Origin of the sequence: Paenibacillus phoenicis (assembly GCF_034718895.1) — a bacterium.
GTDB lineage: Bacteria > Bacillota > Bacilli > Paenibacillales > Paenibacillaceae > Fontibacillus > Fontibacillus phoenicis.
The window spans coordinates 2,638,975-2,664,933 of record NZ_JAYERP010000001.1 but is presented as its reverse complement, the minus strand read 5'-3'; the positions used below and the strand labels follow the sequence as shown (position 1 = coordinate 2,664,933).

The 25,959-nt window shown below is 54.4% G+C and carries 24 protein-coding genes and 2 tRNA genes; 16 read left to right on the top strand and 10 right to left on the bottom strand.

Features of this window, described 5'->3' with window-relative positions; translation table 11 throughout:
• Positions 1–74: 74 nt before the first annotated feature.
• Positions 75–1,145 (bottom strand): glycosyltransferase family 4 protein, encoded by a 1,071-nt coding sequence (locus tag U9M73_RS12540; RefSeq protein WP_009225115.1) that lies wholly within the window; start codon positions 1,143–1,145, stop codon positions 75–77.
• A gap of 213 nt (positions 1,146–1,358) precedes the next feature.
• Here U9M73_RS12540 and U9M73_RS12535 point away from each other — a divergent pair, with 213 nt between their 5' ends.
• On the top strand, positions 1,359–2,417 hold the full coding sequence (locus U9M73_RS12535; RefSeq protein ID WP_323077510.1) for a YhcN/YlaJ family sporulation lipoprotein: 1,059 nt from the start codon (positions 1,359–1,361) through the stop codon (positions 2,415–2,417).
• A gap of 91 nt (positions 2,418–2,508) precedes the next feature.
• Here the strand turns inward: U9M73_RS12535 and nagA are convergent, their stop codons facing one another.
• From nagA to U9M73_RS12520, 3 genes are read right to left on the bottom strand one after another with little or no spacing between them, the layout of a single operon-like run.
• Positions 2,509–3,699, bottom strand: a complete 1,191-nt coding sequence (nagA, locus tag U9M73_RS12530) for an N-acetylglucosamine-6-phosphate deacetylase (protein WP_009225117.1) — start codon at positions 3,697–3,699, stop codon at positions 2,509–2,511.
• Entirely contained in the window at positions 3,699–4,427 is a 729-nt protein-coding gene (nagB, locus tag U9M73_RS12525) for a glucosamine-6-phosphate deaminase (RefSeq protein WP_009225118.1), read from the bottom strand. The genes nagA and nagB overlap by 1 nt, the downstream gene beginning before the upstream one ends.
• Positions 4,421–5,290, bottom strand: coding sequence for a MurR/RpiR family transcriptional regulator (locus tag U9M73_RS12520; protein WP_009225119.1), 870 nt, complete (start codon positions 5,288–5,290; stop codon positions 4,421–4,423). The genes nagB and U9M73_RS12520 overlap by 7 nt, the downstream gene beginning before the upstream one ends.
• A 236-nt stretch (positions 5,291–5,526) precedes the next feature.
• On the opposite strand from U9M73_RS12520, the gene U9M73_RS12515 reads away from it, so the two are divergent.
• The 3 genes from U9M73_RS12515 (at position 5,527) to U9M73_RS12505 (ending at position 8,078) form a co-directional block, all read left to right on the top strand.
• Positions 5,527–5,970: a MarR family winged helix-turn-helix transcriptional regulator gene (locus U9M73_RS12515; protein ID WP_009225120.1), complete on the top strand. Its 444-nt coding sequence runs from the start codon at positions 5,527–5,529 to the stop codon at positions 5,968–5,970.
• Between the two features lie 274 nt (positions 5,971–6,244).
• A complete protein-coding gene (gene glpK / locus U9M73_RS12510) occupies positions 6,245–7,735 on the top strand; it encodes a glycerol kinase GlpK (protein ID WP_323077507.1) in 1,491 nt (496 codons plus the stop codon).
• Between the two features lie 118 nt (positions 7,736–7,853).
• Positions 7,854–8,078, top strand: a complete 225-nt coding sequence (locus U9M73_RS12505; RefSeq protein WP_009225122.1) for a helix-turn-helix domain-containing protein — start codon at positions 7,854–7,856, stop codon at positions 8,076–8,078.
• Between the two features lie 151 nt (positions 8,079–8,229).
• Here U9M73_RS12505 and U9M73_RS12500 read toward each other — a convergent pair whose 3' ends face one another.
• The gene (locus U9M73_RS12500; protein WP_009225123.1) at positions 8,230–9,585 is read right to left on the bottom strand and encodes a dipeptidase; all 1,356 of its coding nucleotides are present in this window, start codon (positions 9,583–9,585) and stop codon (positions 8,230–8,232) included.
• 247 nt (positions 9,586–9,832) lie between these two features.
• On the opposite strand from U9M73_RS12500, the gene U9M73_RS12495 reads away from it, so the two are divergent.
• The 3 genes from U9M73_RS12495 (at position 9,833) to U9M73_RS12485 (ending at position 12,941) form a co-directional block, all read left to right on the top strand.
• Positions 9,833–11,029, top strand: coding sequence for a peptidylprolyl isomerase (locus tag U9M73_RS12495; protein ID WP_009225124.1), 1,197 nt, complete (start codon positions 9,833–9,835; stop codon positions 11,027–11,029).
• A gap of 179 nt (positions 11,030–11,208) precedes the next feature.
• Positions 11,209–11,943 (top strand): class I SAM-dependent methyltransferase, encoded by a 735-nt coding sequence (locus tag U9M73_RS12490; RefSeq protein WP_036645155.1) that lies wholly within the window; start codon positions 11,209–11,211, stop codon positions 11,941–11,943.
• Positions 11,940–12,941, top strand: a complete 1,002-nt coding sequence (locus U9M73_RS12485; RefSeq protein ID WP_323077498.1) for an MBL fold metallo-hydrolase — start codon at positions 11,940–11,942, stop codon at positions 12,939–12,941. Before U9M73_RS12490 ends, U9M73_RS12485 begins: the two co-directional genes overlap by 4 nt.
• 66 nt (positions 12,942–13,007) lie before the next feature.
• Here the strand turns inward: U9M73_RS12485 and U9M73_RS12480 are convergent, their stop codons facing one another.
• Positions 13,008–13,574, bottom strand: coding sequence for a phosphatidylglycerophosphatase A family protein (locus U9M73_RS12480; RefSeq protein WP_407673920.1), 567 nt, complete (start codon positions 13,572–13,574; stop codon positions 13,008–13,010).
• A gap of 154 nt (positions 13,575–13,728) precedes the next feature.
• On the opposite strand from U9M73_RS12480, the gene U9M73_RS12475 reads away from it, so the two are divergent.
• From U9M73_RS12475 to U9M73_RS12465, 3 genes are all read left to right on the top strand, one after another.
• Positions 13,729–14,787 (top strand): GerMN domain-containing protein, encoded by a 1,059-nt coding sequence (locus tag U9M73_RS12475; RefSeq protein WP_323077497.1) that lies wholly within the window; start codon positions 13,729–13,731, stop codon positions 14,785–14,787.
• A gap of 155 nt (positions 14,788–14,942) precedes the next feature.
• Positions 14,943–15,701 (top strand): ribonuclease PH, encoded by a 759-nt coding sequence (rph, locus tag U9M73_RS12470; protein ID WP_323077496.1) that lies wholly within the window; start codon positions 14,943–14,945, stop codon positions 15,699–15,701.
• 2 nt (positions 15,702–15,703) lie between these two features.
• Entirely contained in the window at positions 15,704–16,339 is a 636-nt protein-coding gene (locus U9M73_RS12465) for an XTP/dITP diphosphatase (protein ID WP_009225130.1), read from the top strand.
• Positions 16,340–16,709: 370 nt separating this feature from the next.
• Here U9M73_RS12465 and asnB read toward each other — a convergent pair whose 3' ends face one another.
• Positions 16,710–18,554 (bottom strand): asparagine synthase (glutamine-hydrolyzing), encoded by a 1,845-nt coding sequence (asnB, locus tag U9M73_RS12460; protein ID WP_323077495.1) that lies wholly within the window; start codon positions 18,552–18,554, stop codon positions 16,710–16,712.
• A gap of 170 nt (positions 18,555–18,724) precedes the next feature.
• On the opposite strand from asnB, the gene U9M73_RS12455 reads away from it, so the two are divergent.
• The 3 genes from U9M73_RS12455 to U9M73_RS12445 all read left to right on the top strand — a co-directional run bounded on the left by U9M73_RS12455 (position 18,725) and on the right by U9M73_RS12445 (position 19,590).
• Complete coding sequence (locus U9M73_RS12455; RefSeq protein WP_009225132.1) at positions 18,725–19,039, top strand: hypothetical protein; 315 nt, start codon at positions 18,725–18,727, stop codon at positions 19,037–19,039.
• Positions 19,040–19,073: 34 nt separating this feature from the next.
• Complete coding sequence (locus U9M73_RS12450) at positions 19,074–19,424, top strand: hypothetical protein (protein ID WP_232282284.1); 351 nt, start codon at positions 19,074–19,076, stop codon at positions 19,422–19,424.
• Between the two features lie 92 nt (positions 19,425–19,516).
• Positions 19,517–19,590 (top strand) — tRNA-Arg (locus U9M73_RS12445).
• Positions 19,591–20,127: 537 nt separating this feature from the next.
• Here the strand turns inward: U9M73_RS12445 and U9M73_RS12440 are convergent.
• The 3 genes from U9M73_RS12440 to U9M73_RS12430 all read right to left on the bottom strand — a co-directional run bounded on the left by U9M73_RS12440 (position 20,128) and on the right by U9M73_RS12430 (position 21,653).
• Positions 20,128–20,201 (bottom strand) — tRNA-Gly (locus U9M73_RS12440).
• A 365-nt stretch (positions 20,202–20,566) separates the two neighbouring features.
• On the bottom strand, positions 20,567–21,067 hold the full coding sequence (locus U9M73_RS12435) for a glutathione peroxidase (RefSeq protein WP_009225134.1): 501 nt from the start codon (positions 21,065–21,067) through the stop codon (positions 20,567–20,569).
• A 4-nt stretch (positions 21,068–21,071) separates the two neighbouring features.
• A complete protein-coding gene (locus U9M73_RS12430; protein WP_036645157.1) occupies positions 21,072–21,653 on the bottom strand; it encodes a thioredoxin family protein in 582 nt (193 codons plus the stop codon).
• 525 nt (positions 21,654–22,178) lie between these two features.
• Between U9M73_RS12430 and U9M73_RS12425 the strand changes: the two genes are divergently transcribed.
• From U9M73_RS12425 to U9M73_RS12415, 3 genes are all read left to right on the top strand, one after another.
• Positions 22,179–23,168, top strand: coding sequence for an ABC transporter ATP-binding protein (locus U9M73_RS12425; protein WP_323077491.1), 990 nt, complete (start codon positions 22,179–22,181; stop codon positions 23,166–23,168).
• Entirely contained in the window at positions 23,165–24,166 is a 1,002-nt protein-coding gene (locus tag U9M73_RS12420; RefSeq protein WP_009225137.1) for an ABC transporter ATP-binding protein, read from the top strand. The genes U9M73_RS12425 and U9M73_RS12420 overlap by 4 nt, the downstream gene beginning before the upstream one ends.
• A gap of 104 nt (positions 24,167–24,270) precedes the next feature.
• On the top strand, positions 24,271–25,935 hold the full coding sequence (locus U9M73_RS12415; RefSeq protein WP_009225138.1) for an ABC transporter substrate-binding protein: 1,665 nt from the start codon (positions 24,271–24,273) through the stop codon (positions 25,933–25,935).
• The last annotated feature ends 24 nt before the right edge of the window (positions 25,936–25,959 follow it).

Here is a 25,959-nt window from a genome sequence, read left to right as displayed (position 1 = left end):
TAGTATATGCATTTTGCAGAAAAATTGCCGACAAAAGAACCTCCAGATCACTGGAGGTTCTTTCATTCGCTTCTTTATTTTACTCCTAAGCTTTGCAGCATTTGGCGGAACGAATCAGCATACTGCTGCGGCGACAGCCACTGGTGGATATGCTGTTCCCCCATGCTGCGGATCTTCTCCCGCTGCCCGTGATGGTCCATCAGCTCCAACGCTCTGGCAACCGCTTGGCCCACTTGCGGGTACGCGAAGAACTTTCCCGTTTCATTATGCTTGATAAAAAGACGTACGCCATCGGAATCGGTGGTAAGCACGGGACAACGGCAAGCTAAGGCCTCGGCAACGGCATAGCCGAAGCCCTCCAGGGTAGATGTGGAGATCATCAGTCCGCCTGAATCGCCGACGCGGGATAGATAATAGGGCATCTCCCGGTTAGGGGTATTTGGATACAATTTGAGTTTAGGCTCTAGCCCCAAGCGTTTAACATACTGCCAAAACCGGTTTTTCGTCTCCTCGGACGGGAGCTGATAATCAAGGAACATCCAAATTTCCATCTGTGGACGTTGGCGGTGTAGGGCGGAAGCAATTTTCAGGAACAACTCCCAATTTTTGTTGGGCTCCAGCCGTCCGACCCAAGCGATGATGGGCACCGGATACTTCGGTTGCGCAATGTGACGGAAATGCCGGGTATCCAACGGATTCATCAATACGAACTTGGGCAATGTGGGGTAGTAGGTGGAGGCCAGCTCAATCAAATGGGGGGTTGGAGGCATCAGCGAAGCCTGGCAGTTTCGCAGGATTTCCTCCTTGCCTTCCCGAAGCGTCTGCTCTGCTTGTTCCCGCGTTCCCAAGCCTTGAATTTCAAAAATAATCGGTTTGTGAAACCCAAGCCGGCGCAGCCGTCCGGGCATCCAGTAATCCGAGGTTGCGATAACGGCATCATATTGCGGCAAACGTTGAGCGAGTTCGGCATCGCTTGGATCCACCATCACGGGAATGTTCGCCTGCTGCGTGTTGATGAGCCCGGAACCGGGACGCAAATACATAATATGGCCTTCAATGTTCCGTCTTTTTAGCGCATCGCAGCGCAGGCGGTTTAAGGTTTCGACCCCGCCGCTCGGAACATAAAACGTAAACAGCACTTTCATGGGCCAGCACCCCTTGAGGTTATTCAGCGTCTCAGATTTAGTGTACGCGTAATCTGAATTGGACGTGTGGGTGGATTTCCCACGATACAAGCCCGCTGAAGCATAGGAGGCTGGTGGGTCGCTCGGTTATGTTTACCTGTATGACGACAACGGGATTTGGCGCATGATAAGTCCTGTTTCATACATTACTTCTTACGGATGGAGGTTGACTACATGCGAGGAGCGAAAGTCGTTAACTTATCGTTATCCGCAGCGTTGCTTGCCGGGATGGCTTTAATGGCAGGTTGTGGTGACGGGAAGGGCGACAATAATGTGCGCACGCAAAGCTTACGGGGCAATAACCGAAATTATGATGTCAATTCTTTAAACCCCAGCAACCGTCTGTTCTCCCGCAGCGCCGGCAGCGGACAGGATATGCGTATCCGTTCCCTGCGTTACAGCCCTGCGCTTAGCAACAAGGTGGCACAGCTTGGCGACGTTCAAACCGCACATGTCGTTGTTACCGACCGTGATGCATATGTAGGTGTCACACTCCACGGCACGAATACGACAGGCCGCACTAGCGCTTACGGGGTGCAACGTCCAAATGGAGTTGGCCTTGGTACGACCAATGTCGGCGGCCCTTACGGTGCGGACTATGGAACCCGCGGCGCCGCAGACAACGGTTTGGCTCGCGGCAACGACCGTGCCGGACTGGGCGGGCTCTTTGACCTCGGACGCGGTTTGTTCGGAACGGGGAACAACGTCAATCGCAGTAACAACGGCTCGATGTTGGGCACCGGCACAACCGGCAACCGTTTCGGGTCGATGTATCCTGGAGGCAGCATGGGCATGTCCAGCGTGAACCGCGGTACCGGAACAACAACGGATCGAATCGGTACTCGTGGGACGACGAACACCCCTTCGGGCTTCACTACCGGGAACGGAGCCTTGGGAGCTGGAACGAGCAACGTGTCCCAGGATCTCAAAAACCGGATCGAAGCAGCGGTTAAGCAAGCGGCACCGCATATCCGCAACGTCTACGTATCTAACGATTCCGATTTTGTATCCACCATTGGCCAATATGCTACAGAGTCTCGGGGCGGCGGAACACTGAACAACTTCATCAGCGATTTCGAAACGCTGATTAACCGTGTATTCCCCGGCCGTGCAGGGACGATGACCGGGCCAAATGGTTATGCGCCGACAAGACCTAATGCCGGCATGGGCAATGGGACAGGAACAGGTGCACGTGACATGAATGCCGGTTTCACCGGAGGGACAACCCGCTAGCGGCGGTTTATAGCGAGAACCAAAAAGCGCGAGAAGCGGGAAGAAATCCTTCCTGCGTCTCGCGCTTTATCTTGTGATTGGATGGTTTTGATTATTCGTTATCTTGGAATGCACGTCCTTTGACCCACACCCGCTGCAATTCCAAATCGCGGTCGACCAGCAGCAGATCTGCTTGTTTGCCGGTTTCGATCGAGCCGGTTAAATGGTCGATGCGGATCAGCTTCGCCGGATTGGCGCTGGCGGCTTCCGACGCGCGTTCGATCGACAATCCCACCTCGCGTACGAGATAGCGGAAACCGCGGATCATCGTCAACGTGCTTCCGGCTAACGTTCCTTCGCTGTCGCGCAGCGTGCAGACGTTATTCTTCACGACAACCGGCAGGTCGCCAAGCATGTAGTCCCCGTCACCGAGCCCTGCAGCCGACATAGCATCGGTGATCAGGAGCAGGTTGCTGCCGGTCTTCACGCTGGCCAACAGCCGGATTGCTGCAGGATGGACGTGAATGCCGTCGGCGATGATTTCTGCGCTAATGCCCGGCGTGCTCAGGATTGCCCCGGCGGTGCCCGGTTTGCGGTGATGCAGCGGCGTCATGGCGTTAAACATATGCACGGAGTGGTTTAAGCCAACCTCGTAAGCGGCCATGATTTCTTCGTAAGTGGCATCGGTATGACCGGCAGCCGCTACGATTCCCTGCTTCCGTAAATAGCGGATCAGCTCATGCGCCCCGTCCCGTTCAGGCGCAAACGTAACCTGCTTAATTAACCCCGGATACTGTTGTTCCCAACCTTCGATCCATTCGCGGTTCGGCGGGACGATGTGCTCAGGATTTTGGGCGCCCGGCCATTTCGGGCTGATAAACGGCCCTTCCAGATGAACGCCAACCAATTGGGCATAAGGCATCTCGCCAGCCATATATTGATGGACTTCGGCCAGCACGTTGTCGATCATCGCCTTCGGAAGGGTCATCGTTGTCGCCAGCATCGAAGTCGTTCCCTGACTGCAATGAAGCTTCGTAATGGCGTCCAGACCTTGCTTGCTTGGCTGCGAGAAATCCTTCAGCATGCCGCCGTGCACGTGCACGTCGATAAAGCCGGGCAGCACATAGCTGCCTTTCGCATCAATCGTCTCGACGCCTGCAGCGTGAGCTTCAGGTAATCCGGCGGTCGTGCCGACGTAAGTGATGACGCCGTCTTTCACCGCAACCGCGCCGTCGCGGAACGTTCCGCGCGGGGTGACAACTTCGGCATGAATGAGGTTGAAGGTACGTCCGGCGCCGCTCATCACAGGAATCTCCCCGCAGCCTGGTCAACGACGACAACCACATTCGGGTGGGTTTGCAGCAGCGAAGCCGGACATTGGGTCGTAATTGGCCCCTTTAACGCTTTGGCGATGATTTCGGCTTTGTCTTCGCCTTTGGCCATCAGCAGGATTTGCTTAGCCTGCAGGATCGAACCGATCCCCATCGTGAGCGCGTGAGTTGGCACCTCGTCAATGGAATTGAAGAAGCGCGCATTGGCCAGCCGTGTCCGCTCTTGCAGCTTCACGACATGCGGCGGCCCCGTCAGCTCATCGGCAGGCTCGTTAAACCCGATATGGCCGTTATGTCCAAGGCCCAGCAGCTGCAAGTCGATTTGACCCGCTTGATCCAGCAGTTTTGCGTAGTCCTTGGCCGCTTGCTCAGGATCCGGAGCATTTCCCTCAGGTACATGCGTATTTTCTGGCAAAATATCGATATGATTAAACAGCTTCTCGTCCATGAATCGGCGATAGCTCTCTGGATGGTCCGCCGGCAATCCGATGTATTCATCCAGATTGTAGCTGCTCGCTTGCTTAAAGCTGACGCTGCCTTTCTTGTACAGCTCGATCAGCTTCTCATACACCCCGACCGGTGTGCTGCCGGTAGCCAGGCCCAAAATCGCCCGCGGGTTAGATTGCAGGAGGCTGGCGATGATGCCTGCTCCGGTTTCATTAAATTGCTGCTCGCTGTTGGTTTTGATAATATTCAGCATTCGTGTTGCCCTCCTTGGGTTTTACGATAAATTTGAACATTCTGATACGAGCTTTCGAGCTTCGGAATGAAATCCTGGAATTCCAAGCTGACCATCCCCGTAAACAAAATATCGATGACGTGCAGCTGCGCAATACGCGAGGCCATATCGCCCCGGCGCATGCCTTCCTCTAACGAGGATGAGAATAAAGCGATATCCGCGAGCGAAGCCAGGGAGTTGCTGCTGTACTGCGTGAGCGACAACGTGGTTGCGCCGCTGTCTTTGGCGCAGCGCAGGGCGTCGATCGTTTCCGGCGTTTCGCCTGAATAGGAGATCGCCAGCGCCACGTCGCCTTCGCCGAGCGAGGAAGCGGAAGTGATCTGCATATGCGAGTCAGCGAAGGCGGTGCAGTTCTTGCCAATACGCACCAGCTTCTGGTAAAAGTCTTGGGCGACAATCGAGGAAGTCGCCACACCGTACAGATCGATGCGCTTGGCGCGGCATAACGCCTCAACGGCCCGGGACAGCTGGTTCATGTCCAGCAGCCGGGTGGTGTCGGTAATCGAGGCGAGATGGTTGGCTTCCATCGCTTCGACGATTTTTTGCAGGTCGTTGCCGGCGATGATGTCCTGGTAGTGGTTCTCCGCAGGCTTGTGGGCCAGCTCGGAAGCCAGCTTCATTTTGAAATCAGGGAAGCCTTTAAAGTGAAAAGTCTTGCAGAACCTTGTCACCGTTGAGGGACTAATCCCGCACGCATTGGCCAGCTCTGTGATCCCCTGATGAATGACGGTGGCCGGCGACTCCAAAATGTATTCGCCCAGCTTGCGTTCCTGCGGCGACAGCGTCTCCAGGTGGCTGGATACCGCATGCAATATGGGTGTCATAGATAAGTTCCTCCCTCAGGAAGTTCAGCCGTTGGATGTGATTGTTTACTTGCTACGAAAATAATTTTTATTAAATTCTTGTGAAATGTGAAAATTATTTTGACTTCTCGGTTTCATCATAAGCGATTTTCCCGGCCTTTTCAAGTAGGGTTACCCGTCAAATGGCGACAGATTCCTTGAATTTTCGGAGTCTGCATAATACACTCTAAACAGTAGGGTTATTATCGGAGAGAGGAATGGTTTGGTTGTCCGTTGATCTCGACCATTACATAGATCGGATCGAATCGGTATGGACCCGTTCGTTTCGGAAAGTGAAAAGTGAATTAATGCACCATCAGGAGCTGGGCCTGACGGGCCCGCAATTTCATACGCTGATGCTGATTGCCCGGAAGTCCAACTGCAATGTCAGCTATTTAGCCGAGAAGCTGGAGGTGAAGCCCAGCGCGATTACGGTCATGATCGATCGGCTGGTCCAAAGCGGTTTCGTGGAGCGGCGGCATGACGAGCAGGATCGGCGGGCGGTGCTGTTGTCGGTTACCGAGCGGGGGGCCGAGGTGCTGGCGGAAGCCCGGAAGAAGTCACGGGAAGTGTTGAAAACGCATTTATCCGTCCTCAGCGAAGAGGAGCTGGAGATGATGATCACGATTTTGGAGAAGCTATCCAAGAATTCCAAAGCATGAGGGAAGCGGTGAACATATTGGCGGAAAGGAACCATGGAATTTTCTATGGTTCTTTTTTTAAGATATCAGAAAGTATAAACTTCGGGGCATTAGCATCCTGATATCGCAAGAAAAACTTCCGCTAAACGCGGTCTGTCTACTTTGAATGTACGTCGATAGACGTTTTTCTTATCGCTGATTCTCCGTGAACCTGATAGCGTGCACGAAGGATGCCGGGTTATGATAGACATAAGAATGTAAGCGTTATTTCATCAAACCGAAACGGAGGAGTTCCATGGAAAAATATATCTTGGCTTTGGATCAAGGCACAACGAGCTCGCGGGCGATTTTGTTTAACCGGCAAGGGGAGATTGTTCATTCGGCACAGCGGGAATTCCCGCAGTATTTCCCCGAACCCGGCTGGGTCGAGCAGAATCCCAATGAGATTTGGGGCTCGATCATGTCGGTGATTGCTTCCTGCTTATCGGAATCCGGTATCAAGCCGCGGCAGATTGTTGGGATCGGGATTACGAACCAGCGGGAAACGACGGTCGTTTGGGAAAAAGACAGCGGCAACCCGATTTACCCGGCGATCGTCTGGCAATCCCGGCAAACGGCCGCGATCTGCGAGGAGCTGCGGAATGCCGGTCATGACGCTTTGTTCCGGGCCAAAACCGGTCTGCTGCTCGACCCTTATTTTTCTGGAACCAAGGTCAAGTGGATCCTCGACCATGTCGAAGGCTCGCGGGAGCGGGCGGCGAAGGGCGAATTGCTGTTCGGGACCATCGATACCTGGCTCATCTGGAAGCTGTCCGGCGGCCGCTTGCATGTAACGGACTATTCCAACGCTTCGCGGACGCTGATGTACAACATCCACGAGCTGACCTGGGATGACGAGCTACTTGCGATTCTGGACATCCCGAAGGCGATGCTGCCTGAAGTGAAATCCTCCTCCGAGGTATACGGCACGACGGTTCCGTACCACTTCTTCGGGGAGGAGGTGCCGATCGCGGGGGCGGCCGGAGACCAGCAGGCAGCTCTGTTCGGGCAAGCTTGCTTCCAGCCGGGGATGGTCAAAACGACGTACGGAACCGGCTGCTTTATGCTGATGAATACCGGCAGTACCCCCGTTGTATCGGAGCACGGGCTGATCACCTCATTGGCCTGGGGCTTAAACGGGAAGGTGGAGTACGCTCTTGAGGGCAGTATCTTCGTGTCCGGCTCGGCGATCCAGTGGCTGCGCGACGGGTTGCGCATGTTCCGGAACGCCAAGGACAGCGAGGTGTACGCCTCGCGCGTGGACTCAACGAAAGGCGTCTACGTTGTTCCAGCCTTCGTTGGTCTCGGCAGCCCGTATTGGGACAGCGAAGTTCGCGGCGCGGTATTTGGCCTGACGCGGGGGACGACGAAGGAGCATTTTATCCGGGCGACGCTGGAGGCGCTGGCTTACCAGACCAAAGACGTTCTCGGCGCGATGGAGCAGGATGCCGGATACGCCGTACGGTCCATGCAGGTGGATGGCGGCGCTGTTGCGAACGGCTTTCTCATGCAGTTCCAAAGCGACATTCTTGGGGTTCCCGTAGAACGTCCGGCGATCGGCGAAACGACGGCGTTGGGCGCGGCCTTTTTGGCGGGTCTCGCGGTCGGCTACTGGAGCGATTTGGACGAAGTCGCGCAGTGCAAACGCCTGGAACGCCGGTTTATCCCAACGATGCCGCAGTCTAAGCGGGAAGCGCTCTACCAAGGCTGGCTGAAAGCGGTTCAGGCCGCGATGGCCTTCAAATAACGGGCCGCCCATTTCTATACGGCACCGCACCATTAACCCTGTTTCTTCATAAGATGTGTTGACTGTATCCCTGAACCTTGTTAAACCACAAAACCCGAGCAAGGAGGGGTGACGCATTTTGAAGAGCAGCGATCGTAACAGCAAATTTCTGTTGACTCATCGTGAACGGGAGGTCTTCGAGCTTCTCGTGCAGGATAAAACGACGCGCGACATTGCCGGGCAACTGTTTATTAGTGAGAAAACCGTCCGTAATCACATTTCTAACGTCATGCAAAAGTTGAATGTCAAAGGTCGCGCGCAGGCGGTTGTCGAGCTGATCAAGCTTGGGGAGCTGAAAATCTGACGGTGAACTACGTGTTCGTAGAAAGCCGCAAGCCTTCTTTTTCACCCCGGAAGGGGTAAGAGAAGGTTTTTTTGTGTGCGTATCCGCAAATAAAAAAACCTCCAAGCATCCTATTCACATCAGATGCCGGAGGTTATTGGCTAAACTAACGTTACAGCGACTTCAAATAATGAACGATCGTGAGCAGCCCTTTGTCAAAGTTCTCCAGGTTAAAATGCTCGTTTGGCGCATGCAGGTTTTCGTCCGGCAGCCCGAAGCCCATCATGACGGCTGGAGCCGACAGGACGCGGGACAAGGTCTCGACGATCGGGATCGAACCGCCGTCCTTCGTGAACAGCGCCCGAGTGCCGTAAATGGCTTCGTAGGCATCGGCCGCTTTTTGCAGCATCGGATCTTCCGGATTGCATGTGAAGGCCCGCGCTTTCTCGGTCGCTTTGACCTTCAAGGTTGCCCCCGGCTGCAGGTGTTTGTGCAGATGCCGTTCGATGCGGTCGATCGTGGCTTGCGGGTCCTGGTCGCCAACGAGGCGGCAGGTGATTTTGGCATGGGCTTCCTTCGGCAGTACCGTTTTGGTCCCTTCCCCTTGGAATCCGCCGTAAACCCCGTTGAGTTCCAGCGTTGGACGGGCGCCGGTCCGCTCGACGAAGGAGTACCCTGCTTCGCCAAACAGCTCCTTCAAGCCAAGATCCCGCTTGAGCTTCTCTTCGTCAAATTGTTGCTTGGCGAACTCTTCGCGTTCGAGCGCAGACAGCTCGTGAACGCCTTCGTAGAAGCCTTCGACCGTGACTCGGCCTTGCTCATCATGCAGGGAAGCCAGCAACGATACCAGGGCGTGCAGCGCGTTAGGGACACCGCCGCCATATGTACCGGAGTGCAAATCGGTGTTGGCGGTATACACCGAGACTTCCATCGCACACAAGCCGCGCAGACCGATGCAAATCGCCGGTTTGCCCGGTGCCATCAGCGCGGTATCGGAGATCAGGATCACGTCAGCGGCCAGCTTGTCCTGGTTGGCTTCCAAGAAGGCGGGCAGGTTCGGGCTGGTGACTTCCTCTTCCCCTTCGATGCAGAATTTGATGTTGACCGGAAGCTCCTTCTCCTGCTTCAAAATCGCCTCCACGGCCTTGATATGCATAAACACTTGGCCTTTATCGTCCGTCGCTCCGCGGGCGTACAGCTTGCCGTTCCGAATGGACGGCTCAAATGGCGGCGTCTCCCACAGATTCAGCGGGTCTACCGGTTGTACGTCATAATGGCCGTAAACCAGAACGGTTGGTTTCCCTGGTGCGTGCAGATGCTCGGCATAAACGATGGGATGCCCTGCAGTAGGATGAATCTCCACCGATTCCATACCGGCGCGGCGCAGAGCTTCGGCGATCCATTCGGCCGCCTTCTGCACATCGCCTTTGTGTTCGGACAAGGCGGAGATGCTGGGAATCCGAAGCAATTCGCCAAGTTCATTTAAGTGTTGTTCGCGGTTCGTATTAAAATAAGCTTGATAATCCATCGTCGAATGTTCCTCCCGAACTAGAACTAGTTTTACCATTATATTCTACACCTTTTTTGCCGAGAACACGAATGACGGGGTGACGCAATTAAAAGCAAGAGCCTCCCGATTCCTTAAATTCACCTTAAAAGGGACGCGCTTTTTTTAGGAATATTTAAGGTAAATTCGATGGATATCTGGTAAAGTCAAGAAAGCACGTTTTGAATCCAAATTGAATGCTTCATGAAGAAGGGAGTCGCAAAGTCATATGGACGAAAAGGAAAAAAAAGAGTTGGAGGCAACCGGAGGCGAAACCGGAGCCGCTGAGGAGACGCGGGCCCAGGATGGACAGGCCGGTCCGGCGGATGCCGGGACGGACCAGCTAGCGAAAGCGGCAAATGATCCGGCGGATGCTGTGGGCGACCCGTCGACGGAAACGGAATCTTCTCCAGCGAACGAAGCGGAAGTAACCGTCGCGGCTACGGGCAGCACAACCGATGAGGACTTGACGCCGGTGATGGTTCCCCTGAACGGGGAGACGGAGACTGCACCGGTACAAGCCCCTACATCCAGTAATAAAGTATGGCAGATCGTATCGTTGGTACTGGCTGTTTTGCTGGTCGTTGTACTGATCAAACCGCCGTTTGCCACGAATAAGGCAGAGGCCGTCGCTACGGTTAACGGTGTGGAAATTACGAAGGACCGGCTCTATGAAGAACTGGCTGCCAATGGCGGAGAACAAGCGCTGACAAACCTCATCAACCAGGAGCTTGTGAACCAAGAGGCTGCTAAGAACAATATCACGATCACGGATGCCGATGTCGACGCCGAAATCGAAACCTACAAAACCCAGTTTGGTTCGGAAGAAGCGCTGAATCAAGCTTTGGAGCAGTACGGGATGACCATGGATGATTTGCTCAAGCAGGTCGAAATGGAGCTGAAGCTGACGAAGCTGCTGGAACCGCAGATCAATGTTACCGACGAGCAGGTTAAGGAAACGTTTGAAACCTACAAGGATTCCTTTAATACACCGGAGCAAGTTCGGACTTCCGTCATTTTGGTCGCAACTGAAGAGGAAGCGAAGGATATCGTGAAGCAGTTGAAGGAAGGCGCCGATTTTGCAGAGCTGGCCAAGAGCAAATCGCTGGATACAGCTACGAAGGATCAAGGAGGAGACACCGATTTCTTCGCCCGCGGCGAAATGGAAGAAGCGGTGGAAGAAGCCGCCTTCAAGCTGGCGAAAGGCGAGATTAGCGAGCCTGTTAAGACGAGCGAAGGTTATCAGGTCATTAAAGTCACCGACAAGAAGGAAGCCCACACGGCAACGCTGGAGGAGAAGAAGGATGAGATCCGCAAGAGCCTTATCTCCCAACAGGTTTCCAGCATGTCGGGAGCGTGGCTGGAGGACGTTCGCAGCAAAGCGAAAATCACCAATACATTTACGGATGCAGCCGCTGCCGAGTAATTCGGCTGAAGCAGCAGCCATTCTGAACCGCCGAAGCCCTGCTTCGGCGGTTTTTGGTATTTCGGTTTGAACACTTCAAGATCGCTTTGTGTTTCCGGAAGTCTGACGGTACAATGAGGATACACGGATGCATTTGAGTACATATCCAATTGGGACGGATCGTATGGAGGCAGGGGAAGATGGCGGAGTGGTATGAGCTTAGTTTCGGGGAAGATTATTTGCTGGTATATAAGCACCGCGATGCGCAAGGTGCGAAACACGAAGTTCAGCGGATGATCCGCTGGCTTCATCTTCCTCCAGGTGCGAAGGTGTTGGATTTATGCTGCGGCATGGGCCGCCATTCGCTGGCGCTGGCCGAAGCGGGTTACAAGGTGACCGGCGTGGATTTGTCAGAGGTGTTGCTGCGCGAGGCGAGACGCCTCGACCCCGAGGGTCGGATCACCTGGCACCGGGCTGATATGCGCGAGTTGCCGCTTCAAAGCGGGGAGTTTGAGGCTGTGGTGAACTTATTTACTTCATTTGGTTATTTTAAAAAGGACGAGGAGCAGATCAAGGTGCTGCGGGAAGCGGCCCGCGTACTGAAGTCAGGGGGCCGTTTCCTTCTCGATTTTCTTAATCCCGCTTATGTTGCCGCCCATCTTGTTCCGTATTCGGTACGGGAGGACGCGGGGCAGCAGATCGTAGAACGGCGGCGGATTGAAGATGGGTATGTCATCAAGGACATCGAAATTACCGCCCCTGGCGGAGAACCAAGGCATTATATGGAGCGGATTAAGCTGTACGAATTGGATGATTTTCGGCGGATGCTGAAGGAGGCCGGTTTAACCTTGCAGAACGTTCATGGGGATTATGATGAAGAGCTTTACGATCCGAAGACGTCTCGGCGCATGATTTTGGTGGGGGTGCGGCCATGACATTATTGCCGGAAATTCAGCTCTGGGACCGGGAGCTCGTGGCCCGTGTTCCGATCTCGATGGCCCCTCCCCTGCGCAGGGTGAACAGCTATGTGCTGAAGGGAGAAGAGGGGATTACCATCATCGATCCAGGGCCGCGAACGGAGGAGACGATCGAAGAGTGGCGGGCAGCTTGGCAGGATCTCAGGATATCGCCGCGCGACATTACGCAAATCGTCTTGACCCACCACCACCCCGATCATTATGGCCTGGCGGGATATATGCAGGAGGTCACCGGAGCGGCCGTATTGATGTCGCCGCGGGCTTATAAAGAGACGCGGCTGATGTGGGGGCCGGACAGCCGGATGCACGAAGCGCTGCCCGATTTGTACCGGCGGCACGGGATGCCGGAATCGTGGTACAGCCAGCTGCCCGGGCATTTGCAGGGCTTTTTCGCTCAGGTCACGCCGGCTCCCGAAGTGACCTTTCTCCGGGAGGGAGAGCCGATCCGGATGGGTGGACGAGCCTGGCTGCCGATTGAAACGGCCGGACATGCCCCGGGGCACCTGTCCTTTTATAATGCCGAACACCAACTGATGTTCTGCGGGGATGCGGTGCTGCCGCAAATCTCCCCCAACGTCAGCTTCTTGCCTGGCAGTGATCCGCAGCCGCTGCAATCGTTCCTGGATTCGCTGGAGAAGCTGAGCGCTTACGAGGTGGCAACCGCATATCCGGGACACCGCAATCCGTTTGATTATTTTGCGGAGCGTGTGCGGCTGTTGCTTGAGCATCACGGCGAGCGGCTCCTGCGCATCGAACGGTTGCTGCAGGAGCGGCCGCAAACGGCTTTCGACGTTTGCACCGCCTTATTTGGCACGGAGCTTAGCATCCACCAAATGCGCTTTGCCATGTCAGAAACGCTGGCCCATCTAGTTGAGTTGGTCCGGCAAGGGCGGGCTGAAGAGCAGACGAACGGAGAAGGTACAGACGAGGTTATCCGGTATGCTCCGGTGGAATAGTTCAATAATGCAAAAAGAAGGGCGGCATTTGATTTGCCGTCCTTCTTTGCGTTGCACTGATGGAGATTACCGCTCGGAGTCGAGGGATTCCTCACCGCGTTCTTTTTCCCGTTCCGCTTGTTTGCGATGGGCGATCCGGCTGCTGGCCGAGGCTGCAATGGCGCCGACAATGTCATCCAAGAACGTATTGCACGGACCCAGCGTCTTGTCATTCAGCCGTTCCAAAATGCCCGGTTTCAGCTTATCGACATAACCGTAGTTGGTGAAGCCGATGCTTCCATACACGTTTACGATCGAGAAGGCCAGGATTTCATCCACACCGTACAACCCCTCGTCATTGGCAATCATGTCCTGCAGTTCAGGGATCAGCATCCCCTGCTCTGCCAAAATATCGAGCTGGATGCCGGTCAGCACCGCATTTTGCACCTCGCGTTTGGTCAGCACCTGCTCCACGTTATGTATGCACTCTTCCATCGTCAGGTTCGGGTAGTATTTTTGCTGCAAAAACATTACGAGTTCTGCGATTTGCTCCGTCGTCACGCCGCGCTTGTGCAGCCACTCCTTGGTGGCATCAGCGACTTTCTTGCTGTTCAAGCTGTAAGGCACTTTGGCCTTCGGTTGTTCCATCCCCATACACTCTACTCCTCGTCATTTTTAGTTGGATTGACAAGATATGAAGAAGTTTGTCCAGATCCCGGAAAAATATAGTTATGTTTCGGGACAAGGCTCGTATATATAGTAATACAAATCTTAGCCAATTGAAAAACTTAGGGAGGCACGAGCAAAAATGAAATGGAACCGCCGATTACGAAATACGGCTGCCGCCGGGGCAATATCGCTTCCGCTGCTGCTGTCGGGCTGCGGCATGTTTGGGGGAAGCTCCGCCCAAATCGATCCTCCGCCTACAGATATCGAAACCCAAATGTTGGAAGGTCTGGATGCCGTAGAGCAGACAAGCTTTGCCCAGGAGGAAGCGCTCTCTACAGTTTACTTGGTGAACGAGCATGGCTTGCTGGCCCCGGTCGCCCTGCACTTGCCTGATGGCGAGGCTTCGCTCAAGCTGAACCGGATGCTGGAGATGCTGGTGAAGGACGGCAAATATGCCAGCCTGCTCCCGGCCGGCTTTAGCGGCATTCTTCCGGCGGGCAGTGAGGTGAAGGCCGTCACCGTGAAAAAAGACGAGAAGCTGGCCGTCGTCGAGTTTAATCAAGCGTTTACCGGCTATGAAGCGGCCGATGAGCGCAAAATCCTTGAGGCGTTGACCTGGACGTTAACCGGAACGCCGGATGTGGAGAAGGTTCAGCTGTGGGTGGACGGGCAGAAATTAAACGAGATGCCGGTGAACGGTACGCCGCTGGATCGGCCGCTCAGCCGTAATTTTGGGATTAACCTCGAAATTAAAGCTGAATCCGGCTTATCCCAACTGAGCCCGGTCATTGTGTATTTCTCCGCAGCAACGCCGGAGGGCGTCCAATATTTCGTCCCGGTGACCCGATTTGTACCGGCTGACGGCGATCGGGTGAAATCCGCGCTCGGCGAACTGCTCAAAGGGCCGCAACAAGGAGACGGCTTGGAGCGGGTCGTGACCGACAACACGAAGCTGGAAAGCGTCGAGGTCTCGAAGGACGGCATCGTGACGGTTGCGCTGACGGACGATATGTTTGAAGCCGGCGAGAAGCTGCCAGCACAAATGTTGCAATCACTGGTGCTGACGGTGACGGAGAACCGGGACGACAGCAAAGTACGCATTTGGCTAAACGGGCAAAAGGAAGTCGTTGGCCTGGATAACCAGACCTATAGCGAACCGGTGATGCGGCCGGAAACGATTAACGAAATCCCACTGTAAACCATGTTTAACCACGGCACGCCATACGAAGGCATACCGGGCCCTGCGAGGTGCAGGGTTCTTTTTTTGGCCGAATGGAAAGGTGCTTTTATGACCACACTTTGGTAGAATAGGGAAAGCATATTGACAGCAAGAACACGTAGGAGGCAGTAAAGATGAGAAGCAACGGACGCCAGGCGGACGAGCGCCGGCCGATGAATTTAACCGTCAATGTTAATAAATACGCAGAAGGGTCTGTCTACATCGAGGTGGGCGATACGAAGGTGCTGTGTACCGCCACGGTTGAAGAGAAGGTCCCGATGTTTATGAAAGGTCAGGGCAAAGGCTGGGTGACGGCGGAGTATTCGATGCTCCCTCGCGCAACTCAAACGCGGAATCAGCGGGAATCGGCCCGTGGGAAGCTGAGCGGCCGTACGATGGAAATCCAGCGGCTCATCGCCCGCGCGCTGCGTTCGGTCGTGGATCTGCAGGCGCTGGGTGAGCGCTCTATCACGATCGATTGCGACGTACTGCAGGCAGATGGCGGAACGCGGACCACGTCGATTACCGGGGCGTTCGTGGCGTTGGCGCTGGCGATGCACAAGATCGCTCAGAAGCACGCGCTGCCGAAGTTTCCGATCACGGACTTTCTCGCATCCGTCAGCGTAGGGATCGTTGGGGAGGACACGTTGTTGGATCTCAACTATGAGGAGGATTCCAAAGCGAAGGTCGACATGAACGTGGTGATGACCGGCAACGGCCAGTTTGTTGAGGTTCAAGGTACCGGGGAAGAGAACCCGTTCTCCCGGGCGGAGTTGGATCATATGCTGGAGCTCGCCGAGAAAGGGATTCGGGAGATGATCGAGCAGCAGCGTGAGGCGCTCGGGCCGATTGCGCTGCTGATCGGAAGCGGGCAGTCCCGATCGGTGGTGTAAGCATGATCGAAGGAACGGAGATTATCGTGGCGACCCGTAATGCCGGGAAGGTGCGGGAATTCGCGCATGCCTTGGCGCCGCTGGGCAAAGAGGTTCGGAGCTTGGCCGATTACCCGGATGCCCCGGAGGTGGTGGAAGACGGGACGACGTTCGCCGAGAACGCCCGTAAGAAGGCCAAAACGGTCGGCGACGCGCTAGGCCGCCCTGTGCTGGCCGACGATTCGGGCCTTTGCGTCGACCAATTGGACGGTGCGCCGGGCGTTTATTCGGCCCGATATGCCGGGGAAGGTGCCAGCGACGAGGACAACAACGAGAAGCTGCTCGCCGAGCTTGAGAAGCGGCGGCTGGGCGAGGATACGGAGCAGCCGCTGCTGAGCACGGCGCGGTTTGTCTGCCACCTGGCCTTGTACGACCCGGCCAATGGGCAGTTTATCGAAGCCTCCGGCGAAGTCGAAGGCTGGATCACCTCCGAGCCGGCGGGCGGCGGCGGGTTTGGGTATGACCCGCTGTTTTATCTGCCGGCGTACGAGAAGACCATGGCCGAGCTGACGCTGGAGGAGAAGCAGGCCGTCAGCCATCGCGGCGCGGCGCTGCGGGCGTTGGCGGACAAGCTGAGCGGGGCGGCTGCGGGGAAGTAGGCGAGGGCCGTGTGACCGTGCAGCACGTGAGGCCCGAGGAGGCCGTGCAGCCCGTGCAGCCCGTGCGGCTTGGCTCATAGCCGCTTGCTTGCGGGAAATTAACGGTAAATCCTCCTGTTAATTTTCGACTTTTTGGCTCGTTGCACCAATTAACGGTAAAACCTACAGTTAATTTTGCCCTAAAGGCCGGAAACGGCCCAAATGCCCGAAATTAACGTCAGGAAATACCGTTAATGCCTGTTAAAGCACCCGAACCGGTAAAATTAACGGCAGGTTTTCCAGTTATTTTTTCGCAACCCACTATAAGCGACATCAAAAAAAGCAAGTCAGGGACCTGGGTAAGGTTCCCGGCTTGCTTTTTGCGCTTCAATTAACGAATTTTCACGTTGTAGGTGCTCAGCCAGAAGTTCACCTGCGACAAATACGCAAACAGCTGCGGACCGCTCATCAGCTGGCCGAACCATGGCAGGTTGGAGGACGATTCCTTGGACGCGGCGATGGCGCGAATTTTGTCCGCATTAATCAGCGGCAAGATCGGCGAGGTCGGGTCGTCGAGAATCTTCAGCATTTGATCCCGCACGGCAGTCAGGTAGTTCGGGTTATGCGTTTTGGGGTAGGGGCTTTTTTTGCGGTAAAGTACGTCTTCAGGCAGGATGCCTTCCAGCGCTTTGCGCAAAATCCCTTTTTCCCGGTTCCCGGTCGTTTTGATCTCCCACGGAATATTCCAGACATACTGCACCAGTCGGTGATCGCAATAAGGCACGCGGACTTCCAATCCTGCAGCCATACTCATGCGGTCTTTGCGGTCCAGCAGCGTTGGCATGAACCGCGTGATGTTCAGGTACGACATGACCCGCATCCGAGCCCGCTCGCCCTTCTCCCCTTCCAGCTTCGGTGTCTCCGCGACCGCTTCGCTGTATCGATCGGCGATATACTGCTCCGGCTTGATCCATTCGCGGATTTCCGGCGACAACAGATCTGCGCGCAGCCCGGTCGCCACAGACCAAGGGAACGTTCCCGAATTCAGCAGCTCCTCGCGGTGGAACCACGGGTAGCCGCCAAAGACTTCGTCCGCAGCTTCGCCGGAGATGGCGACGGTGGCCCCTTTTTTAATCTCCCTACAAAAAAGCAACAGCGAGGCGTCCACATCCGCCATGCCCGGCAAATCGCGGGCAATCGTCGAGTCGGGCAGCGCCGCAACCAGCTCAGGCGTATCAAACTTGATCGCGTGATGGGCGGTCTGCAGCTCCTCGACCATCCGCTGGATCCACGGGCCGTCCGCGCCAGGCTGATAGCTGTGGGCCTGGAAATGCTTGTCGTTGTCGACGTAATCGATCGAATACGTATTGACTTGACCTTGGCCGGTCCGCTTGTAATAATCGACGGCCAGCGCGGTCAGTGCGCTGGAGTCCAGACCTCCGGACAGCAAGGTGCACACCGGCACGTCGGAAATGAGCTGGCGTTCCATCGTGTCCTGCAGCAGCTGGCGAATCGTTGCGGCGGTTTTCTCTACATTGTCCGTATGGGGCTCGGCTTCCAGCTTCCAGTAGGCGTATTTTCGCAGTCCATTGCGGTTGAAGATCAAGACGTGGCCCGGACGCAGCTCCTTCAGATCCTTGTACACGCTATGGCCGGGCGTCCGCGCCGGACCGATGACGAAAATTTCGGCAAGGCCTTCAGGCCCGACGACGGGCTCAACCTTCGGATGCCGCAAAATCGCCTTCGGCTCGGAACCAAAGATCAGGGTGCCGTCAATTTCGCTGTAGAATAACGGTTTTACCCCGAGACGATCTCGGGCAAAAAAGACATGCTCCCGAACGCTGTCCCAAATGGCGAACGCAAAAATTCCGTTCAGCCGGTAGACGCAATCCGGTCCCCACTCGATATACGATTGCAGCAACACCTCCGTATCACAGTTGGTACGGAACGGTCGGCCTCTCCGCTGCAGCTCCGCTTTCAGCTCCAGCGCGTTATAAATTTCCCCATTATATACAATCGTAAATACCGCGTCTTCCTCATGGATAATCATCGGCTGTGCCCCGTTCTCGGGGTCCATGACGCTGAGGCGACGATGTCCGAAAGCACACGGGCCGGAAATCCAAGTTCCCTGGGCATCCGGTCCCCGGTTTTCCAGACAGGATGTCATGGATAACACCAGATCCGATTCTTTCGTCAAGTCCCGGTTCCATTCGATAAAGCCGGTTATTCCGCACATTTTTGCTATCTCCTCTCCGCATTGCTTTACAGTCCCCGCTTGCCGACCGGGTGAAAAGTATTAACAAATTATGCCGAACGAGGGCATAAAATGTCTGTCCATTATGGAAAACTATGGCGTGGAGGCAGTATAGCGCGAGGTGAAGCAAGGCATAAGAAGGAGGGTTAACCATGGAAAAAAGGACTTATTACGTTTCGGTTCAAGGGCGATCGCTCCTTGAGGATCCCGGCGCTGCAGCGTACGAGTGGGAGATTCAAGCCACCCGGGAGGAGGCGGATCACCTGAGTCATATGCTCGAGCATTTAGGGGAGAAGGAGGAGAACGGGTTTATGGCTTTTACCTATCCTTGGCCGGATACGCCGGAAGACGAGGTCAACCGCAGCTACGAAAGTTATCTGAACGCGTTGTATCGTGAAATTTACCGGCTGGGCACGGCGGAAACGCGGGCGCAAATGGAGCGCTCCGGTTTTGCAGCACAGCTGTAGCTGTTTGGATGTCCATCGGAAAGGAGCGACGCCTGTGACGTATTATATCAAGGACGCGGAATATCGGCGGATGGATGAGCACCAAGGGCGACCCTGTGCCGTGATCCAGGTGTATCCGGGCGCGGTGGGAGACCCCGAGCTTTTTGTATATGTGGCGCGTGCTGCGGACGGGAAAGGGTATGAAATCATCCGGATGATCCGCAGCGAGGCGAACTTGGAGATCGACTGGTACGATAATAATCTGCATCAGGCGTTCTCTGAGGTGGCGGAGGAGCGGTTTGGGGATCGGGGCTGGCCGGAGCCGGAAGCTCAGCGGAAGGAGTTCCTGCAGAATCTGCTCGCGAATGAGCAGATCGTCGCCCGATTGGAGCAGTTGCCCCATTGAGGGAGGAATCACCAAATTTATGCCAAAAACGCTTTGAAAAACAAAAAGGATGCGCTATAATAATTAACGCATCCTTTTTTTTATAACGACGTGTCCCAGTAGCTCAGCTGGATAGAGCAACGGCCTTCTAAGCCGTCGGTCGGGGGTTCGAATCCCTCCTGGGACGTGACGAAAGAGCACCTTTGGGGCGCTCTTTTTGCTATAGTCCCAGGTTGGGCGAGAACCCCCGGTGGGGTTCGTCGGAGCGAGACCGCCCGCGCAAGCGGGCGGAGGAGCGGAGTCTCGAGCGAAGCGAGAGTACCCCTCCTGGGACGTGACGAAAGAGCACCCTTTGGGGTGCTCTTTTTGCTATAGTCCCAGGTTGGGCGAGAACCCCCACAATCAACTAACTGGATTTTCTACCGCTATTTTGGCCGTTTTTGGACAAAACCGAAGAATTAGAGGTAAATCCTACTGTTAATTTTGTTCAAAAATGCCCCTGAGCGGGAAATCAGCAAAAATAACAGTAGAATTTCCAGTTAGTAGCTTGCACGTGAGAAAAAATCAAATATTAACGGTAAGTTTTCCAGTTAATTCATCTCGACCCTGGCTCAGGGGAAGTCAAATAAAGAACTCGCCCCCAAATGTGGTAAGATCCGCATCTTCCAGATAAAATCAAAAAAACCCTTTGTTAATCAAAGGGCTAGAGGTTAAAAAAAGGTTATGGAGCGGGTGAAGGGAATCGAACCCTCGCCTCAAGCTTGGGAAGCTGGCGTTCTACCATTGAACTACACCCGCAAGAGCTAAGCAAGAAATATTATAACGCCAACGCAGACAAGAATCAAGTCCCGCCATTAATCACCGGTCGGGGCGTTTCGATTTACTTTACGATGATGCTTCGGATGCAGCCATCCCTCTCACGATCTGCGCAGGTTTCAAGGGCAGCGCCTGCCCGTCGATCGACAGGATTTCGAGCGATGGCGGCGATCGGTGGATTCAGAGAATAACGAAAAGGCTCAGTTCTTCTAGTGGTTAGCATAAATAAGATTATAGCGAAAATTGTCGATTAGAACGAAGTTTTTTTATGCGGAGAGACTGCGTAAAAAACCGCCGGAGTATTAAGTTTCCGGCGGCTTTGGCGGTATGGGCGTTAGGGCTTGAGATTAACGGCCTGCCGCCGAACTAGACAGCAGCGCTTGAAGGTCCGGCTCAATCTCAGCGGGTTCGGTGCGAGCCGCATACCGCTTGACGATCTCGCCGTCTCGCCCAACAAGGAACTTCACGAAGTTCCATTCGATATCCCCCGTATCGTAAGGTTCTGGCGTATGCTCCCGCAGATAACGGTATAACGGGTGGGCGTGCTCCCCGTTTACGTCGATTTTGGCGAAGAGCGGAAAAGTGACTTGATAATTCGTTTCACAGAAAGCCTTAATCTCTGCTTCCGTCCCAGGCTCTTGCTCGGCGAATTGATTGCAGGGGAACCCAAGAACGGAGAAGCCTTGGTCCTTGTACTTGCTGTACAGTTGCTGCAGCCCCGCATAATGCGGTGTCAACCCGCATGCACTGGCGGTATTGACGATGAGCAGCACTTGTCCCCGATATGGCGCGAGCGTCGTGGTTTCACCCGTAATCGTACGGACTTCAAAATCGTAAAGGCGGCTCATCGGCTTACACCAAATCGCAGGCGTCCGCTGGCATCCAGTGAGCGTCCTGCCCTTCCCATTTCACATTGCAGCCGATCGGATTCGTTAGCGGAATCGAAATTTCGCGCCCGGTGGTGAGCTCCTCCAACACCCGATCCAGATCGTTAACCGTCATTTTGCTCGTGTCGCGCGGGTTATCAACGCCGCGTCCCGTATAGACGAGCTTGCGGTCGGCATCAAAGACGAAGAAATGCGGCGTGCGCAGCGCACCATAGTCTTTCGCTGCCGTTTGTTCCTTATCCCGCAAATACACCCAAGGGAATCGATGCTGCTCCATCCGTTTGACCATGTGCTCGAAAGAATCTTCCGGATGGGTGTTTTCGCTGTTCGAGTTAATCCCTACAAATACGACTCCCCGATCCTTGAACTTCTCCGCCGTTTGCCGCGTGACTTCATCGGAGCCAAGCACATAAGGACAGTGATTGCAAGTAAAAAACACGACGAGCACCTTGGCCAAAGCAAAAGATTCCAAAGAGTAGGTCTGGCCATCCGTAGCCGGCAGGTTAAAGTTTGGTGCCGGACTTCCCAAAGTTAACGTGAAACTCATCACCATCACCTCTCACATATTTTGATAACGTTTACTTCCATTCTACCTTAAATGTTCCGATAATCTCAAATTTTATGAATTACCTGCTAAATAGCTGTCATAGACATGACATTCTGAAATTTTCTATTGTCTATTCTGTGAAAATGCTGTAAAGTAGCTTATCAAATAAGCCATTAATTTATGTCAGTTAACTTAACACTCCAATTGACCATAGTTCGATAAATCGTCACTTTTAGCGAAATTACGGCAGAGTAATTGTGATTTACCGTATATCGCTTCATTGACCCCTTCTGCTTAGGCTTCTGCTTTACCTGATTGCTGTGCGGAAGCGAGAATGTACATTCGTCCGCGTTGTAGAGACAATTCGAAGGTCGAGTGCCGCAACTAACATAGAGATAGAGGGCACTGCTGCATCTTTACGCTTTAGGAAATTACAGCACGACAGATCGATTGTACATTTGTCTATTACTGACGGACATTGTCGAATTGCGAGATTCCATTTTTACGGGAAAAGAGGCTGTAAACATGATTCAACCCATTTTGCAGATTAAGGATTTGCACACCCACTTTTTTACCGACCGAGGCGAAATCCCTGCGGTGGACGGCGTGAACCTGTATGTGAATCCCGGCGAGGTGCTTGGCGTCGTTGGCGAATCCGGCTGCGGCAAAAGCGTTACCTCCTTGTCGATCTTGAAGCTGATCCCTCAGCCGCCTGGCAAAATTACGGGAGGGGCGATCGAGTTTAAGGGGAAGGACATTGTTCCGATGAAGGAGCGGGAAATGCGAGCGATTCGCGGGAACTCGATTTCCATGATTTTTCAGGAGCCGATGACGTCGCTGAATCCGCTGTTTACCGTCGGCCAACAAATTGGGGAGACGGTTCGGCTGCACCGGGGGCTCAGCAAGAAGCAAGCGCGGGAACATACCATCGACATGCTGAAAAAGGTTGGCATTCCTCGGCCGGAGGCCATCATCGATGAATATCCGCATCAACTCTCCGGCGGGATGAGACAACGGGTGATGATCGCGATGGCGATCTCCTGTAATCCGGAGTTGCTGATCGCTGACGAACCAACTACAGCACTCGACGTGACCATCCAGGCACAGATCCTCGATTTGATCCGGCGCTTGAATGAGGAGAACGGTACGGCCGTAATGATGATCACGCATGACCTTGGGGTCGTTGCCGAGATGTGCCACCGGGTAGCTGTGATGTATGCCGGCAAAGTGGTGGAGGAGGGCCCTGTGCGGGATATTTTTAAAAATCCGCTGCATCCCTACACCCAAGGGCTGATCAAGTCGGTGCCGCGCATGGACGAGGACCGCAAGCGCCTGTTCTCCATTCCAGGCAACGTGCCGATCCTGAACACCCGGATGAAAGGCTGTCGCTTTGCCGAACGCTGTTCGCATGCGATGCCGATTTGTTCGGAGCAGCTGCCTGAGCTGAAGGAATACGAAACGGCGCATAGCTGCCGGTGCTGGCTCCATGAAACGCCACAGGAGGAAGTTGTATGAGTGAACCCTTACTGCAAGTTGAACATCTGAAAAAATACTACCCTACCGGGGGCGGATGGTTTGGCAAGTCACAACAATTCGTTAAAGCGGTCGATGACATCTCGTTTACCGTGCGACGGGGCGAAACGTTTGGACTGGTGGGGGAAAGCGGCTGCGGGAAATCCACGACCGGTCGTTCCCTGCTTCGGCTGATTGAGCCGACCGGCGGCAAGGTGATTTTTGAAGGGGAGGACATCACGGCTTTGTCGCCAGAGGCGCTGCGCCGGAAACGCAAGGATATGCAGATTGTGTTCCAGGATCCCTTCTCCTCGTTGGATCCTCGCCATACGGTGCAGCGGATTCTGGAGGAACCGCTGATCGTTCACGGCGTGGGCAATGCCAAGGAACGTAAACAGATGATCGACCGGTTGATCGATGTCGTTGGTCTGACGCAAAGCCATCTGCAGCGTTATCCGCACCAATTCTCCGGCGGTCAGCGGCAGCGGATCGGGATCGCCCGTGCATTGGCGCTCCAGCCAAAGCTGATTGTCGCCGACGAGCCGGTTTCCGCGCTGGATGTGTCGATCCAGTCGCAGGTGGTGAACCTGCTTCAGGATCTGCAAGAGGAGTTCGGGTTGACGTACATCTTTATCGCCCACGATTTAAGTGTCGTGAAGCATATCTGCGACCGGGTAGCGGTTATGTACCTCGGCCGGATCGTTGAGATTGCCGACAAACACAAGCTGTACTCGTCACCTCAGCATCCGTATACCCAGGCGTTGCTCTCCGCAGTTCCGCAGCCGGATCCGGACAAGAAGACCGAGCGGATTATTCTGCAAGGCGAAGTGCCCAGCCCGGCTAATGCGCCGGTCGGCTGCGCGTTTCATACGCGGTGTCCGATGGCAATGGACGTTTGCCGGACGCACCGCCCTGAGCTGGCTGAGACGGATGCGGGCCATTTGACGGCTTGCCATCTGTACACCGAAGTGAAGAACACAGGAAGCGCGAGCTTGGCATAAAGATGATGTTTTGAACTACCTCTAAAGGTTTATAGTCTGGGTACTATGCCCAGCTTTTTTATAAACAAGAAATTATATATTGGGATTCAGAAGGGAGCCACAAAATGAAAGCAAAGAGATGGAGTAGTGTTGTTCTTGTTACGATGCTGAGCGCCGCCATCGCCTTGGCGGGGTGCGGAGGCAGCAACAATGCCGGTGGCAGTAATTCCGGCGGAACGAATACGGGCGCGAATACGGAGGCAACCACTCCGACCGGTTCGGCCCAAGATACATTGGTTGTAGGCCGCGGCGGGGATTCCGCTTCTCTGGACCCAGCCATCGTAACCGACGGTGAATCTTTGAAAATCGCCCACCAAGTCTTTGATTCCTTGCTGGAGTACAAAGAAGGAACAACCGAGGTTCAAGGCTCGTTGGCCGAGAGCTGGACGGTATCTGACGACGGTTTGACCTATACCTTCAAGCTGCGTCAAGGCGTGAAGTTCCATGATGGTACGGATTTTAATGCGGATGCGGTTGTATTCAACTTCACCCGTTGGTCTGATCCAAACAGCGAATACAAATTTGAAGGCGACTCCTTTGACTACTATGATTCCATGTTTGGTCCAGACGGCAAACGCGTTATCAAGGAAGTAGAAGCGGTCGACGAGAACACGGTTAAGTTTACACTGAACCAACCGCAAGCGCCGTTCTTGCAAAACCTGGCCATGACCTCCTTTGGGATCGCCAGCCCAACGGCCATCAAGGAGAAGAAAGAAAACTTCAAGAACGAGCCGGTAGGTACAGGTCCATTCGTATTCAAAGAGTGGAAACGCAACGACTCGATTACGTTAGAGAAGAACCCGAACTACTGGAAAGAAGGGCTTCCGAAGCTGAACAAAGTGATCGTTCGCTCTATCCCGGATAACTCTGCTCGTTTCAACGCGCTGCAAAGCGGTGAAATCGATTTGATGGAGGACCTGAGCCCGGACGATCTGGCGACCTTGGAAGCGAACCCGGATCTGCAAAAGATCGAGCGTCCTTCCAACAACGTAGGTTATGTCGGCTTCAACCTGAAAAAAGAACCGTTTAACAACGTGAAAGTAAGACAAGCGCTGAACTATGCCGTTGATAAGCAAGCGATCATCGATGCCTTCTTCGCAGGCCAAGCTGAACCGGCTAAGAACCCAATGCCGCCGTCCCTGTGGGGCTACAACGATAGCATTACCGATTATGAGTATGATCCAGAGAAAGCGAAAGCGTTGCTGGCCGAAGCAGGTTATCCGAACGGTCTGCCAGGCGAATATGTCTTCTATGCCATGCCGGTATCCCGTCCTTACATGCCAGATGGCAAGAAGGTAGCCGAAGTTATTCAGCAAAACTTTGAAGAAGTTGGCGTAAAAGTGAAAATCGAATCTCCGGAATGGGCCGTTTATCTCGACGATGCGCAAGCCGGTGAAAAAGACGATCTGTTCATGCTCGGTTGGACCGGCGACAACGGCGACCCAGACAACTTCCTGTACACGCTGCTGGACAAAGACGCGATTCCGTCCAACAACTACACGTACTATTCGAGTGACGAGCTGCATGAGTTGTTAGTCGCTGCGCAAAAAGAAACCGACCAATCGAAACGTGAGGAACTGTACAAACAAGCGCAAGAAATCATCAAAGCCGACGCTCCGTGGATTCCGCTCGTGCATACGACACCGCTCCTGGCTGCAAGAGCGAATCTGAAAGGATACGTTCCGGCGCCGACAGGTACGGAATATTACAGCAACATCTATTTCGAATAACAGGCGGGAGCTTAACGCCTCTGG

Bases quoted from the DNA above. Each gene is read 5' to 3' on its own strand.
- U9M73_RS12465 (WP_009225130.1), top strand. From the start codon at position 15,704: ATGATCGAAGGAACGGAGATTATCGTGGCGACCCGTAATGCCGGGAAG.
- U9M73_RS12495 (WP_009225124.1), top strand. From the start codon at position 9,833: ATGGACGAAAAGGAAAAAAAAGAGTTGGAGGCAACCGGAGGCGAAACC.
- U9M73_RS12425 (WP_323077491.1), top strand. From the start codon at position 22,179: ATGATTCAACCCATTTTGCAGATTAAGGATTTGCACACCCACTTTTTT.
- U9M73_RS12540 (WP_009225115.1), bottom strand. From the start codon at position 1,145: ATGAAAGTGCTGTTTACGTTTTATGTTCCGAGCGGCGGGGTCGAAACC.
- U9M73_RS12480 (WP_407673920.1), bottom strand. From the start codon at position 13,574: ATGGGGATGGAACAACCGAAGGCCAAAGTGCCTTACAGCTTGAACAGC.
- U9M73_RS12490 (WP_036645155.1), top strand. From the start codon at position 11,209: ATGGCGGAGTGGTATGAGCTTAGTTTCGGGGAAGATTATTTGCTGGTA.
- U9M73_RS12535 (WP_323077510.1), top strand. From the start codon at position 1,359: ATGCGAGGAGCGAAAGTCGTTAACTTATCGTTATCCGCAGCGTTGCTT.
- U9M73_RS12435 (WP_009225134.1), bottom strand. From the start codon at position 21,067: ATGAGCCGCCTTTACGATTTTGAAGTCCGTACGATTACGGGTGAAACC.
- U9M73_RS12515 (WP_009225120.1), top strand. From the start codon at position 5,527: ATGGTTTGGTTGTCCGTTGATCTCGACCATTACATAGATCGGATCGAA.
- nagA (WP_009225117.1), bottom strand. From the start codon at position 3,699: ATGAGCGGCGCCGGACGTACCTTCAACCTCATTCATGCCGAAGTTGTC.
- U9M73_RS12500 (WP_009225123.1), bottom strand. From the start codon at position 9,585: ATGGATTATCAAGCTTATTTTAATACGAACCGCGAACAACACTTAAAT.
- rph (WP_323077496.1), top strand. From the start codon at position 14,943: ATGAGAAGCAACGGACGCCAGGCGGACGAGCGCCGGCCGATGAATTTA.
- U9M73_RS12430 (WP_036645157.1), bottom strand. From the start codon at position 21,653: ATGAGTTTCACGTTAACTTTGGGAAGTCCGGCACCAAACTTTAACCTG.
- U9M73_RS12520 (WP_009225119.1), bottom strand. From the start codon at position 5,290: ATGACACCCATATTGCATGCGGTATCCAGCCACCTGGAGACGCTGTCG.
- U9M73_RS12415 (WP_009225138.1), top strand. From the start codon at position 24,271: ATGAAAGCAAAGAGATGGAGTAGTGTTGTTCTTGTTACGATGCTGAGC.
- U9M73_RS12420 (WP_009225137.1), top strand. From the start codon at position 23,165: ATGAGTGAACCCTTACTGCAAGTTGAACATCTGAAAAAATACTACCCT.
- U9M73_RS12475 (WP_323077497.1), top strand. From the start codon at position 13,729: ATGAAATGGAACCGCCGATTACGAAATACGGCTGCCGCCGGGGCAATA.
- asnB (WP_323077495.1), bottom strand. From the start codon at position 18,554: ATGTGCGGAATAACCGGCTTTATCGAATGGAACCGGGACTTGACGAAA.
- glpK (WP_323077507.1), top strand. From the start codon at position 6,245: ATGGAAAAATATATCTTGGCTTTGGATCAAGGCACAACGAGCTCGCGG.
- U9M73_RS12455 (WP_009225132.1), top strand. From the start codon at position 18,725: ATGGAAAAAAGGACTTATTACGTTTCGGTTCAAGGGCGATCGCTCCTT.
- U9M73_RS12485 (WP_323077498.1), top strand. From the start codon at position 11,940: ATGACATTATTGCCGGAAATTCAGCTCTGGGACCGGGAGCTCGTGGCC.
- nagB (WP_009225118.1), bottom strand. From the start codon at position 4,427: ATGCTGAATATTATCAAAACCAACAGCGAGCAGCAATTTAATGAAACC.